We start from the raw sequence: 12,437 nt of genomic DNA on the forward strand, positions 1-12,437 counted from the left end.
TTTCAGCTATCAAATAGATAGCATTCATTTTTTGACGAATCTATTGCCTGCCAAGCCTGTGCATTACCGTGCACGGGGGAGGGCAGCGAAAAGAGGAATCTCTTCACCATGAAACACATCATTGCTGTCTTGCTGGAAAACGAGCCTGGTGCTCTTTCCCGCGTCGTGGGCCTGTTCTCGGCCCGTGGCTACAACATCGAGTCGCTCACCGTGGCGCCCACCGAGGATGCATCGCTGTCGCGCATGACCATCCAGACCACAGGCTCCGACGATGTGATCGAACAGATCACCAAGCACCTGAACCGCCTCATTGAGGTCGTCAAGGTGGTCGATCTCACCGAAGGCGCCTACACCGAGCGCGAGCTCATGATGGTGAAGGTACGCGCGGTGGGCAAGGAGCGCGAGGAGATGAAGCGCATGGCCGACATCTTCCGTGGCCGCATCATCGACGTGACCGAGAAGAGCTACACCATCGAGCTGACGGGCGACCAGTCCAAGAACGACGCCTTCCTGCAGGCCATTGACCGCACCGCCATCCTCGAAACTGTCCGCACAGGCGCCAGCGGCATCGGCCGTGGCGAGCGCATTCTGCGCGTGTAAGACAATTCACCCCGTTTTTTCCCCATTTCAACCCCCAACAACGCATTTCAACCGGAGCGACCCATGAAAGTTTTCTACGACAAAGACACCGACCTGAGCCTGATCAAGGGCAAGACCGTGGCCATCATCGGCTACGGCTCGCAGGGCCATGCCCACGCACAAAACCTGAACGACAGCGGCGTGAAGGTTGTGGTCGGCCTGCGCAAGGGCGGTGCATCGTGGGACAAGGTTGGCAAGGCTGGCCTGACGGTGATGGAAGTCAACGACGCCGTGAAGGCCGCTGACGTGGTCATGATCCTGCTGCCCGATGAAGACATCGCAGCCGTGTACAAGAACAACGTCGAACCCAACATCAAGCAAGGCGCTTCGTTGGCGTTTGCTCACGGCTTCAACGTGCACTACAACCAGGTCGTGCCCCGCGCTGACCTGGACGTGTGGATGGTGGCCCCCAAGGCCCCTGGCCACACCGTGCGCAACACCTACACCCAAGGCGGCGGCGTGCCCCACCTGGTCGCTGTGCATCAAGACAAGTCCGGCAAGGCCCGTGACCTGGCCCTGAGCTACGCAGCTGCCAACGGCGGCGGCAAGGCTGGCATCATCGAGACCAACTTCAAGGAAGAAACCGAGACCGATCTGTTCGGCGAACAGGCCGTGCTGTGTGGCGGTGCCGTCGAGTTGATCAAGATGGGTTACGAAACCCTGGTCGAAGCTGGCTACGCTCCTGAAATGGCCTACTTCGAGTGCCTGCACGAGCTCAAGCTCATCGTGGACCTGATCTACGAAGGCGGCATTGCCAACATGAACTACTCGATCTCGAACAACGCCGAGTACGGCGAGTACGTGACCGGCCCTGAAGTGATCAACGAGCAGTCGCGCGCCGCCATGCGCAATGCCCTGAAGCGCATCCAGAACGGCGACTACGCCAAGATGTTCATCCAGGAAGGCCGCCTGAACTACCCATCGATGACGGCCCGCCGCCGCAACACGGCCGACCACAGCATCGAAAAGGTGGGCAGCCAGCTGCGCGCCATGATGCCCTGGATCGCCAAGAACAAGCTGGTCGACCAGACCCGCAACTGATACTTCCGAGCGAAGCATCCCAAGGCCACTTCGGTGGCCTTTTTCGTTGCCAGGCGGCCCATGCGCAGGCGCTACACTGCGGCCTTCGCCTTTTGCGCGCAGGGCGACTTGTGTTCCTGCGACAATTCGCTTAATACTATAAATTTTATAGCTGCTTGCGTAATGTGCGTGGGCGCTGGAGGTCTGTTTGATGCATGACGGCAATGAGTCCACCGAGAACCCCGGTGTGATGGTGCGCAAAAGGCGCAAAGGCATCTACATCCTTCCCAACCTGTTCACGCTGGCGGCGCTGTTTGGCGGCTTTTATTCCATCGTTATGGCGATGAATGGCCGTTTCGATCAAGCGGCAGTGGGCGTCTTCTGCGCCATGGTGCTCGACAGCCTTGACGGCCGCGTGGCCCGCATGACTAACACCCAGAGTGCGTTTGGCGAGCAGATGGATTCGCTGTCGGACATGGTGTCTTTTGGCGCTGCGCCGGCACTTATTGCCTATGAGTGGTCGCTTCAGGGCCTGGGCCGCTGGGGCTGGATTGCCGCTTTTGTGTACTGTGCATGTGCAGCGCTTCGCTTGGCTCGCTTCAACGTGAACACTGGCGTGGTGGACAAGCGCTACTTTCAGGGGTTGCCTTCGCCGGCGGCCGCGGCTCTGGTGGCGGGGTTCATCTGGTTGATGACCGAGCTGGGCGTGCGTCCAGGCGAAGACCATTGGCTGACCTGGAGTCAGGTGACATGGATCATGTTTGCCTTCACGCTGTATGCGGGACTCACCATGGTGACCAATGTGCCGTTCTACAGCTTCAAGGACGTGCAAATGAAAAAGAGCGTGCCCTTTGCAGCCATCGTGCTCATAGCGCTAGGCATTGCCGTCATCAACATCCATCCCCCCGTCGTGCTGTTTGGCGTGTTTGTTTTTTATGGGCTGTCTGGTTACGCCGTGTATGCCTGGCGCAAGGCCAAGGGCCAGCACAGCAGCGTGATCAGCACCTCGACCGATGAGCCCGACGAGCGCGGGTTGCACAAGTGACCATCGCCTCCGCTGCCGCGCAGTTGTGCTACATTGCGTTGCATGAACAAGTTTGCACTGGCTCTACTGCTACCTCCCCACGGGCGGAGACAGTAGGCGCACGCGCACACTTTTTCCACAAAGGCCCGTATGCACCCGCAACGGGCCTTTTGTTTTGGGCGCCAGATTTTTGACGTTGCGGGTCCCCACCCACCGATACCAGGAGAACAACATGGCTGACAAACTGATCATTTTCGATACCACCTTGCGCGATGGCGAGCAGTCCCCCGGCGCCTCGATGACCAAAGACGAAAAGCTGCGCATTGCGCGCCAGCTGGAGCGTCTGAAGGTGGACGTGATCGAGGCTGGTTTTGCCGCCAGCTCCAATGGTGATTTCGAGGCAGTGCAGGCCATTGCCAATGCGATCAAGGACTCGACCATCTGCTCGCTCTCGCGTGCCAACGACCGCGACATCTCGCGGGCGGCCGAAGCGCTCAAGGGTGCCAACAGCGCGCGCATCCACACGTTCATTGCCACCAGCGCACTCCATATGGAGAAGAAGCTGCGCATGACGCCGGAGCAGGTGCTGGAGCAGGCCAAACAATCCGTGCGCTTTGCCCGCAACCTTGTTGCCGATATCGAGTTCAGCCCCGAAGACGGCTACCGCAGCGACCCAGACTTCCTCTGCCGCGTGCTCGAAGCGGTGATCGCCGAAGGCGCCACCACCATCAACGTGCCCGACACCGTGGGCTACGCGGTGCCCGAGCTGTACGGCAGCTTCATCAAGACGCTGCGCGAACGAATTCCCAACAGCGACAAGGCGATCTGGTCCGTGCACTGCCACAACGACTTGGGCATGGCCGTGGCGAATTCGCTGGCCGGCGTGAAGATCGGTGGCGCGCGCCAGGTGGAGTGCACGATCAACGGCCTGGGTGAGCGCGCTGGTAACTGCTCGCTCGAAGAGATCGTGATGGCCGTGAAGACCCGCAAGGATTATTTCGGGTTGGATCTGGGCATCGACACCCAGCACATCGTGGCCGCCAGCCGGATGGTGAGCCAGACTACGGGCTTTGTGGTGCAGCCCAACAAGGCTGTGGTGGGCGCCAATGCGTTTGCGCATGCCAGTGGCATCCACCAGGACGGCGTGCTCAAGGCCCGCGACACCTACGAAATCATGCGCGCCGAGGACGTGGGTTGGAGTGCCAACAAGATCGTGCTGGGCAAGCTCAGCGGCCGCAACGCGTTCAAGCAGCGCCTGCAGGAGCTGGGCGTGCAGCTCGACAGCGAAACCGAAATCAATGTGGCTTTTGCCAAGTTCAAGGAACTGGCCGACCGCAAGAGCGAGATTTTTGACGAGGACATCCTCGCGCTGGTCAGCGACGAGAGCGTGACGGCTGAGAAGGAGCAATACGGCTTTGTCTCGTTGTTCCAGCAAAGCGAAACCGGCGAGCAGCCGCGTGCGCGCATCGTGTTCACGGTGGATGGGCAAGAGGTGCGCGGCGAGGCGGAGGGTAACGGCCCGGTTGATGCCTCGCTCAAGGCCATCGAATCGCACGTGAAGAGCGGTGCCGAGATGGTGCTGTATTCCGTCAACGCGATCAGTGGCTCCACCGAGAGCCAGGGCGAGGTCACTGTGCGGTTGCAGAACAGCGGGCGTGTCGTGAACGGGGTGGGCGCCGATCCGGACATTGTCGTGGCATCGGCGAAGGCTTATCTCAGTGCTTTGAACAAGTTACAAAGTAAAGCAGATCGCGTGGCCGCACAAGGCTGAATGATCTCTTTATAATTCACTCACTTTCTCGGAAAGTCGCGCAAGGTATTGATCTTGCGCGACTTTTTTTGATTCTGTACACTGCCCCATAATTCTTACCGTTTGGAGCACTTTGATGCACCATCGCCGCAACGCTGCAGTGAATCGATTTTTCCAGTGGGTGGGTTTCGCGCTCGTGAGCGCTGCCCTCATTTCGCCTGCCGCACACGCGGCAGATGTCAAAAAACAAGGGACCAAAAAGCAGCAGGTCAGTGCAGCCAGCGCCAAGCGTACTGTCGCACAGCGCAAGGTGGCCGCCAGCGTAAAGCCCACCCGTGTGGCTGCCCGCACAGCCAAAGCTCCCACCAAGGTGGCGTATGTGCCTGCCAAGCCTTCTTTTGGTCAGATGGCTGGTTTGCACGAAGTCAATGACCCGCTGGATCTCAAGTCCAGCGTGGCTTTGGTGGTAGATCAGGACACGCATGAGGTCTTGCTGCGCAAGAACGATCAGGCGGTGCTTCCGATTGCGTCGCTGACCAAGCTCATGACGGGCATGTTGATCTCCCAGGCCAAGTTGCCCATGGATGAGCCTGTCACGATCACCCAGGATGATGTGGATACCGAAAAGGGGAGCCGGTCGCGTCTGACAGTGGGCACGACGCTCACGCGTGGCGAAATGCTGCACCTGGCGCTGATGTCCAGCGAGAACCGCGCAGCCCACGCGCTGGGCCGCACCTACCCGGGTGGCCTGGACGTTTTTGTGGCCCTGATGAACGCCAAGGCCAAGTCGCTGGGAATGAACGACACCCACTACGTCGAGCCCACCGGCCTGTCCAGCCGCAACCAGTCCAGTGCCCGCGACCTTGCGACGCTGGTGGGCGTGGCGCACGGAGACCCCTTGCTGCGCGAACTGTCAACATCGCCCGGCTTTGAGGTGGCCGTGGGGCACAAGACGCTCCAGTACAACAACACCAACGGACTTGTGAAGAACCCCACCTGGGATATCGGCCTGCAAAAGACCGGCTATATCTCCGAGGCGGGCCGTTGCTTGGTGATGCAGGCCCAAGTGGCGGGGCGCAAGTTGATCATGGTGTTCCTTGACTCTGCGGGCAAGTTCAGTCGACTGGGCGATGCTGAGCGGGTTCGTCGTTGGGTGGAGTCAAACCCAGCGCTGGCAGCTCCTTTGCAGGCAGCACGTAGCACCAACGGCTGATCTGCTGAATTCAATAAATGCGCCTGACAGGCTTAGTCTGTCAGGCGTTTTTATTTTGCGTTTGCGAGTCCTTGGCAGGTAAGCGCTTATGCAGGCCGCTGAAGGCCGGGGCTGTGTGCGCCTTGTTGGTGCGAGGGCGTGTAGTCGTGACTGCCAGACGGCACCGGCTATTGGGCCTGTTGCATCAATGCATTCCCGATGCCTCGCTAAGAGCGGCGTTGCCTAGCCCTCCTTGGGGCGTCAGCGCAATTCGGTACGTTGACTGGTGAGGGGATTGTGACCGGCTTCGACACTCGGTGGCGTATAGCCCAAGGCCAGTGAAATCTCATTCGCTGTAGCCTGCAGTTTGGGCAGCCAGCCTTCATCCAGACGATCCGCAGGGGCCGAAATGGAGAGGCCTGCGACCAGTTTGCCCTGGTCGTCATACACGCCCGCGGCCATGCAGCGCACGCCCAACTCCAGCTCTTCGTTGTCGCGAGCAATACCGTACTGGCGGGCCTTGGCCAGTTCTCGCTCCAGCAACGGCAGCTGCGTGATGCTGTTGCGAGTGTGGCCTGCCAGACCGGTACGGGTGGCATAGGCGCGGACGCGCTGGGGGTCATCCAGCGCAAGGAAGAGCTTGCCTGTCGAGGTCAGGTGCAGAGGCGCTCTGCCGCCAATGGCGCGCACCACCTGCATGCCTGATCGTTCGCTGTAGGCACGCTCTACATACACGATCTCATCGCCCTGGCGCATGCTCAGGTTCACGGGCTGCTGGATCAGTTTGTGCAGCGCGCGCATGGGGGTGAGCGCCGCGTCACGAACGCTCAGGCGTGCCTTCACCAGGTTGCCCAGCTCCAGCAGTCGCATGCCCAATCGGTAGCTGCCTGATTCGGGGCGGTCAACAAAACGGCCGATGGTCAGGTCGTTGAGGATGCGGTGGGTGGTGGAGGGATGCAGCCCGGTTTTTTCGCTGATCTCCTTGAGGGAAATCGCCTCTTCCCGTGAGGCCAGAACATCGATCAGTGTGAACATGCGCTCAAGCACCTGAACGCTGGGTTTGGGGGAGATGCTGGGATCGGTTTTTTTCATGAGCGGCAATGGTGCAAAGGCCGCTGCATTTTATCTTGTGAAATGTGAACGCGTGTTCAGGGGCTCGCTTGCGCGGCGCCTGTGACCCGGCGCCAAGCCCCGTCGGTGCGGATTTCATGGGGCAGGAAGCGTGCCTTGTAGCTCATCTTGGGGCTGGTTTCAATCCAGTAACCCAGGTACACATGGGGCAGACCCAGTGAATGGGCTTGTGCGATTTGCCACATGACGTTGTAGGTGCCGTAGCTGCAATGGGGTTCAGGCTCGTAGAACGTGTACACGGCAGACAGGCCGTCATCGAGCACATCGAGGATAGAGACCATTTTGAGCGCGCCGGGTTCGCCGGAGGCGTCGGTCTCGCGAAACTCCACCAGCCTCGAGTTCACCCTGCTTTGCAGCAGAAATTGCGTGTACTGGTCGATGCTGTCATGGTCCATGCCGCCGCCCGCGTGGCGACCGTTCTGGTAGCGGAGGTACAGCTGGTAGTGCTCGGGCACAAAACACAGCCGCAACACCCGGGCCTGGAGTTGGCCGTGGCGCACAGCAGCGCGCCGTTGGCTGCGGTCGGGCTTGAACTCGTTAACAAGAACCCGCAGCGGGGTACAGGCTTGGCAGCCATCGCAATAGGGGCGATACGTGAACATGCCGCTGCGGCGAAACCCCTTGGCGACCAGATCGGAGTAAAGATCGCTCTGGATCAGGTGGCTGGGGGTGGCGACCTGAGACCGTGCCTGCCGGTCCGGCAGGTAACTGCAGGGGTAGGGCGCTGTCGCGTAAAACTGCAGGGTTTGCAGCGGAAGGTCGTTGAGTTGCGTCATGCCAGATCGGTCTTGGGTGGCAGCAGCTCGTCCCAGTATACGGGCTCAAATTGCCAGGGGGTGGGGGGCTGCTGTCGCGCGCTGTCCACATGGCGCAGGAAATCGGCCCGGGGTATCTCCCGCCCGCCCAGGGATGCCAGGTGCTGCGTGTTTTGCTGGCAGTCAATCAGGGTGATGCCATGACGGCGGCACAGGCAGACCAGGGCGGACAGGGCGATCTTGGAGGCGTCGGTTTCATGTGCAAACATGGATTCTCCGAACACCGCGCGACCCAGCGCCACGCAGTACAGGCCTCCGACGAGTCGCCCATCGACCCAGGTTTCCACGCTGTGGGCATGGCCTGCCAGATGCAGTTCCGTATAGGCGCCGACCATCTCCGGAACGATCCAGGTGCCAGCCTGGCCTTCGCGTTCCTTGGTGGAGCAGGCGGTGATGACGTCCCGGAATGCGCTGTCGATGCGGATTTCGCAGTGCGCCTGTCTGCGAAATGCCTGCAGCTTTTTGCGCAGCGAGCGGCGCAACCTGAACTCAGCCACCGGCAGCACCATGCGAGGATCAGGTGCCCACCACAGGATGGGCTGCCCGGGGCCGTACCAGGGAAACGTGCCTTGTGCATATGCAGCGCACAGGCTGGCCACATCCAGCGCGCCGCCTGCTGCCAGCAGGCCCGGCGCGGGATCGCCTTCCCCCCACGCAAGGGTCGGTGCGGGAAAGGGGGCGTGGGGTTCGAGCCAGGGCAGTTGCGGGGGCATGTTGGGGTGCGCAAAGCCACCATTGTCTGGCATGCAGCGTTTGCCACGCTGCGGCGGGGATGGCGAAAAAAAAGCCCCGCACTTCAGAAGTGCAGGGCTTTTTGATTGGCTCCCCATCCTGGGCTCACTACGAACCGTGAGATTGACCCTTGTGCGGCCCGCGCGGTTCACAGTGGGAAAACAAGATGTTGTATTGACGCTGGCTGCGTGAGGTGGGATGGTCACTACGCCCCAGCCATTGGGGAACTCCTGGGATTTATCCCCTTCGGGCCGACTCCAAAAGTTGGCCCCTTTTTTATGCGCTTCGCTGCGCAATTTGCGTTAAAGTCGCAGTGCCTGAGGGAACTTAGGCCGGGTTTGGAAGCCCGAATGGAGCGGCGCGAGCCGCTACCCCTGTAGGTGTTGCGGCTTTTTTTGCGTCTGTGCCACGTTTTCGGCGGCTCGGGCGTGGGGAGCCGTAAGGCTCGCCGGTGCTCCATCGGTCTTCCAACCCGCGTTCGGGCTGCCACCCCTGTTTGGAAGCGGGGGAGGCGGTACTTCAAACCGCGAATGGAGCACAGACATGAATACTCAAACCAATCCCACCGCAAGCGGTGTTGATCTGGGGGCGTTGCACGAAGATTTCCGCGAGGCCGCACTGGAGGCCAGGAGCAGCTACCGGGCGGTCTGCCTGCTGGTGCGGCTGCTGAACGGGGAAACCGATGCATCGTTTTCAGTGACGGACCGGGAGGGGATGGCCGTTCTGCTGGAGTCGATCCAGGGACGGCTTGAACTGTCGATTCAGGGACTGGGCATCACTGCCCAGGCGCTTGGAATGCCTGATGCGTGGGAGTTGATGCACTGAGGGAGGGGCTATGGCAGGTGGAACGGACCCGTGGGCCAGCGCAATGGCCGAGGTGGAGGATGCCCAGCAGCGCGATGCTGGCCTGTGGGCAAAGTGCTTTGCCGAGGCAGATGGTGAAGAATCCCGCGCAAAGGCTGCGTACATCAAGACGCGCGTTGACCAACTGGTGCCGAAACCGGCCACTGGCTACTGCCCCAACTGCAATTACGAGCTGCTGCTCAAGGCTGACGCATGCCCCAATTGCAAAGCCATTTTTGATCACGATTCTTCTTGGGCGCCCACTGAAAAGCCTCAAGCGGCTGCTCAGCCGAGGAAGATCTCTACAACTCAGGGCGAGAGCGGTAGCGGTATGCCTGCGGAGGCAAAGTCGGCGCCCGCAGGATTCAAGTGGTGGTTGTGGGTGCCCATCGCCCTGGTTGTGGCCTTTTTCTTGTTTCCACACATTGCGTACTCTCCGGCACAGCGGGCCGCCATATCTGCGCGTGCGGACTGTGAGCGGGTGTTCCCACTGGAGCGAGGTGGGAAGTGTGAGTCGGTGTACAACGACGTATTGCGTAGGCACTCTGGCAACTGAGGTGCGCTCTGAAATAGGTAGCTGACAGCGCTTGTTGTACGGGCGCTTTGCGCCGGTTTACCCCCTTTTTCTGCACCTGACTTGGGCGGCAATATGCCAGCATGCCCAAGGACTGGACTGCGCAGATTTCCCACGTCAACTTTCGCTGCGGTGAGTGCCGCAAGGCGTTTGAGGGTGCGCCTGATCTTGTCGAAGACGACGCGGACCAGGCGCACCACCCTTACCGGTACTTTGCCCACTGCCCGCACTGCGGTGCGCGCCACCAGCCGCAGGCGAGCTGGGAACGGGCGCTGCTGAAAGCGCACCAGCACTCCACCGGACCGAAGACCCCCGAGGGCGTGGCGGCTGTCACGGCCAATCTGGAGGGGCACCCGACACCGCATGAGGCCCTGCGCACCCGCTTCAACGCAATGAAGCACGGGGCCACGGCGCGCACGGCCACCTACTTTCCGGCCAAGGCGGGCGGGTATGCGTTCTGCGCGCGGTGCGACGTGGACCGGGACTGGTGCTCGAAGCAGCCGGCCTGCGTGAAGCAGACCGAGATTTTCATGCTGCACCACGCGGCCTTTGAGCAGCGCGACCCGAGGGTGTTGACCTCGATCCACGCGGACATGCATGCGGCCTTGATGGCGACGCTGCAGATGTGCATTCAGGAGGTGCTGGGGCTGGGCGTGCTGATCAAGGCGCCCAAGGTGGAGCTGGACCGCGAGGGCAACCCGGTGACCTTGACCTACACGGCCGAGGATGGCACCAAGAAGTACATCTACAACTACACCAGCAACCCGGCGTTCAAGCCGCTGACCGAGCTGATTTCGCGCCTGGGCCTGTCGATGAGCGACCTGGGCATGACGGTGCGGGCCAACGATGACGACGACGAGAAGGGCATGGGCCTGCTCAAGCTCGATGAGAAGGACAAGGAAACGCTGTCGGCCTTTGGCCAGCGCATGCTGCAGGCGACCGAGAGCGCGCGCGGCCTGATCGAGCAGGCGCAGCGCGCCACCAAAGCTGACCCGGTGCTGGTGGAGCACCAGGCCCGAGGGGGTGACAAGTGAGCCGGGTATCCGCCGCCCAGCGGGCCAAGAGCAGCATCGTCGCGGAGCGCGAAATCATGCGCTTTGCGGTGCCAGACTCGGCCACCGGCATCCGCCCGCATGCGCTGTGGCACAAGTATGTGCACAACGTGGAGCTGGACCCGGTGCAGATCCTGAAGATGCAGGAGATGGACCAGCACCCGAACACGGTGGACTTCAGCTGCCGCCGCACGGGCAAGACGGCGGTGAAGGAGATGTACCACCTGGAGATGCTCGCGACCACGCCCCATCAGGAGCTGGGCATCGTGGCGCCGCGCATGCAGCAGAGCCAGAACAATCTGAACTACCTGATTGACGGCATTCGGCGCAGCGAGTTGCTGACAGCCTATGTGGCGCACAAGCAGGGGCGGCCCCAGCTCAAGGACACGTCTTTTCAGTTCGTGAACGGATCGAAGGGCAGTGCCTACGGGATCATGAGCCAGATCGACGGCGACTCGATCACGATGGCCAGTCTGGAGGAAACCGACGACATGCCGCAGGACCGGCTGATGTCGCGCTTTCTGCCCATGCTGGGCGCGGCGCGGCGGCTGGGGGTGGACCGGCGCAACGTGGAGTTCAAGCCCAGCATTCGCATCAGCGGCGTCTACAAGGGCGCGGACGTACTGCAACGCCTGATTGACACCGGGGAATACCACACGCTGCCCACGGTGGACGTGCACCTGGGCGTGGCGCTGGGCATGGTGGACCCGGAGTGGGCCAAGAGCATGCAGATTCAGCTGCCCTCGGAGGAGTACATCCGGCAGTTTCTGTGCCGCAACATCCGGGCGCGCAACTGGATTTGGGAGGAGCACATCCGCCGCGCCAGTGCGCTGGGCCTGGAGGCCGGGCTGGAGCGGGCGTGCCCGGTACCGGGTGCCCGGTACAAGCGGCGGGGCCTGGTGACGCTGGGCTATGACCACACCGGCCATGGCGAGAACCCCGAGGCCTCAAAAAGCGCGCTGGTGATCTGCGAGCAGCTGGGCAACTGGGTGACGTTCCCGTATGTGCGCGTGTGGCCGCCCGGCGTGAGCGACACGACCTTGGCCAAGGACCTGGTGGCGATCTGGGACTACTTCCGCCCGGACTACGCCATTGGCGATGCCTACGGCGTGGGCATGCTGACCGGGGTGAACGACATGCTCTTTTCCAAGGGGCTGACCCATGTGAACCGGGAGCTGGTGGCCGATGGCCAGAGCAACGCGTCGGCCTGGGGCCAGTGGGCGTTTGCGCCCATGCGGTTCGAGGGGATGACCAAGCACATCATGGCCAGCGCGCTGCGCGAGGTGTTCCACCAGAACCGGGCCGCGTTCCCCTATGTGGATGTGGCCGATGAACGCGAGCCCGAGGAGTGGACCACGTTCGTGCGGCAGATGGGGAACATGAAGGCCACGCCCACCCAGTCGAGCTACAGCAGCTTTTCGATGGTGGACACAAAGATCGGTGATGACCTGTTTGATGCCGCGTGCGCGGCCATCTATGCGCTGCTGACCCGTGGCCTGGCCGATGCACCAGCCGTGATTCAGGCGCGCAAGCAGACGCGCGACCAGCTGATGGGCCTGCCTGCCCCACTGCTGCACCGCGCAGCAGCAGCCGTGCGTGCATTTGGCCAGCGGTGGGCGGCTGGGGCCGGTGGCGTGCTGGTACCGGCGTGAAAGGAAAACCAAC

The 12,437-nt window shown here is 61.6% G+C and carries 12 protein-coding genes; 9 read left to right on the forward strand and 3 right to left on the reverse strand.

Going from position 1 to position 12,437, the window contains the following annotated elements:
- Positions 1 to 108: 108 nt before the first annotated feature.
- The 5 genes from ilvN (at position 109) to pbpG (ending at position 5,646) form a co-directional block, all read left to right on the forward strand.
- Positions 109 to 600: an acetolactate synthase small subunit gene (ilvN, locus tag C380_RS09620; RefSeq protein ID WP_015013659.1), complete on the forward strand. Its 492-nt coding sequence runs from the start codon at positions 109 to 111 to the stop codon at positions 598 to 600.
- A gap of 63 nt (positions 601 to 663) precedes the next feature.
- The gene (gene ilvC, locus C380_RS09625; protein WP_015013660.1) at positions 664 to 1,680 is read left to right on the forward strand and encodes a ketol-acid reductoisomerase; all 1,017 of its coding nucleotides are present in this window, start codon (positions 664 to 666) and stop codon (positions 1,678 to 1,680) included.
- 190 nt (positions 1,681 to 1,870) lie between these two features.
- Entirely contained in the window at positions 1,871 to 2,704 is an 834-nt protein-coding gene (gene pssA, locus C380_RS09630; protein ID WP_015013661.1) for a CDP-diacylglycerol--serine O-phosphatidyltransferase, read from the forward strand.
- Between the two features lie 211 nt (positions 2,705 to 2,915).
- Positions 2,916 to 4,454 (forward strand): 2-isopropylmalate synthase, encoded by a 1,539-nt coding sequence (locus tag C380_RS09635; protein ID WP_015013662.1) that lies wholly within the window; start codon positions 2,916 to 2,918, stop codon positions 4,452 to 4,454.
- Positions 4,455 to 4,569: 115 nt separating this feature from the next.
- The gene (gene pbpG / locus C380_RS09640) at positions 4,570 to 5,646 is read left to right on the forward strand and encodes a D-alanyl-D-alanine endopeptidase (RefSeq protein WP_015013663.1); all 1,077 of its coding nucleotides are present in this window, start codon (positions 4,570 to 4,572) and stop codon (positions 5,644 to 5,646) included.
- Positions 5,647 to 5,886: 240 nt separating this feature from the next.
- Here the strand turns inward: pbpG and C380_RS09645 are convergent, their stop codons facing one another.
- From C380_RS09645 to aat, 3 genes are read right to left on the reverse strand one after another with little or no spacing between them, the layout of a single operon-like run.
- Positions 5,887 to 6,717 (reverse strand): IclR family transcriptional regulator, encoded by an 831-nt coding sequence (locus tag C380_RS09645; RefSeq protein WP_015013664.1) that lies wholly within the window; start codon positions 6,715 to 6,717, stop codon positions 5,887 to 5,889.
- A gap of 56 nt (positions 6,718 to 6,773) precedes the next feature.
- On the reverse strand, positions 6,774 to 7,532 hold the full coding sequence (locus C380_RS09650; protein ID WP_015013665.1) for an arginyltransferase: 759 nt from the start codon (positions 7,530 to 7,532) through the stop codon (positions 6,774 to 6,776).
- Positions 7,529 to 8,284, reverse strand: coding sequence for a leucyl/phenylalanyl-tRNA--protein transferase (aat, locus tag C380_RS09655; RefSeq protein ID WP_043566335.1), 756 nt, complete (start codon positions 8,282 to 8,284; stop codon positions 7,529 to 7,531). Before aat ends, C380_RS09650 begins: the two co-directional genes overlap by 4 nt.
- 562 nt (positions 8,285 to 8,846) lie before the next feature.
- Here aat and C380_RS09660 point away from each other — a divergent pair.
- The 4 genes from C380_RS09660 (at position 8,847) to C380_RS09675 (ending at position 12,424) form a co-directional block, all read left to right on the forward strand.
- Positions 8,847 to 9,128 carry a hypothetical protein gene (locus C380_RS09660; RefSeq protein WP_015013667.1) on the forward strand — a complete coding sequence of 94 codons (282 nt, stop codon included), beginning with the start codon at positions 8,847 to 8,849 and terminating at the stop codon, positions 9,126 to 9,128.
- Positions 9,129 to 9,171: 43 nt separating this feature from the next.
- Positions 9,172 to 9,702 (forward strand): hypothetical protein, encoded by a 531-nt coding sequence (locus C380_RS09665; protein ID WP_043565312.1) that lies wholly within the window; start codon positions 9,172 to 9,174, stop codon positions 9,700 to 9,702.
- Between the two features lie 101 nt (positions 9,703 to 9,803).
- Positions 9,804 to 10,754 (forward strand): hypothetical protein, encoded by a 951-nt coding sequence (locus C380_RS09670; RefSeq protein WP_015013669.1) that lies wholly within the window; start codon positions 9,804 to 9,806, stop codon positions 10,752 to 10,754.
- Complete coding sequence (locus C380_RS09675; RefSeq protein WP_015013670.1) at positions 10,751 to 12,424, forward strand: hypothetical protein; 1,674 nt, start codon at positions 10,751 to 10,753, stop codon at positions 12,422 to 12,424. The genes C380_RS09670 and C380_RS09675 overlap by 4 nt, the downstream gene beginning before the upstream one ends.
- The last annotated feature ends 13 nt before the right edge of the window (positions 12,425 to 12,437 follow it).

Source organism: Acidovorax sp. KKS102 (assembly GCF_000302535.1).
Classification (GTDB): domain Bacteria; phylum Pseudomonadota; class Gammaproteobacteria; order Burkholderiales; family Burkholderiaceae_C; genus Acidovorax.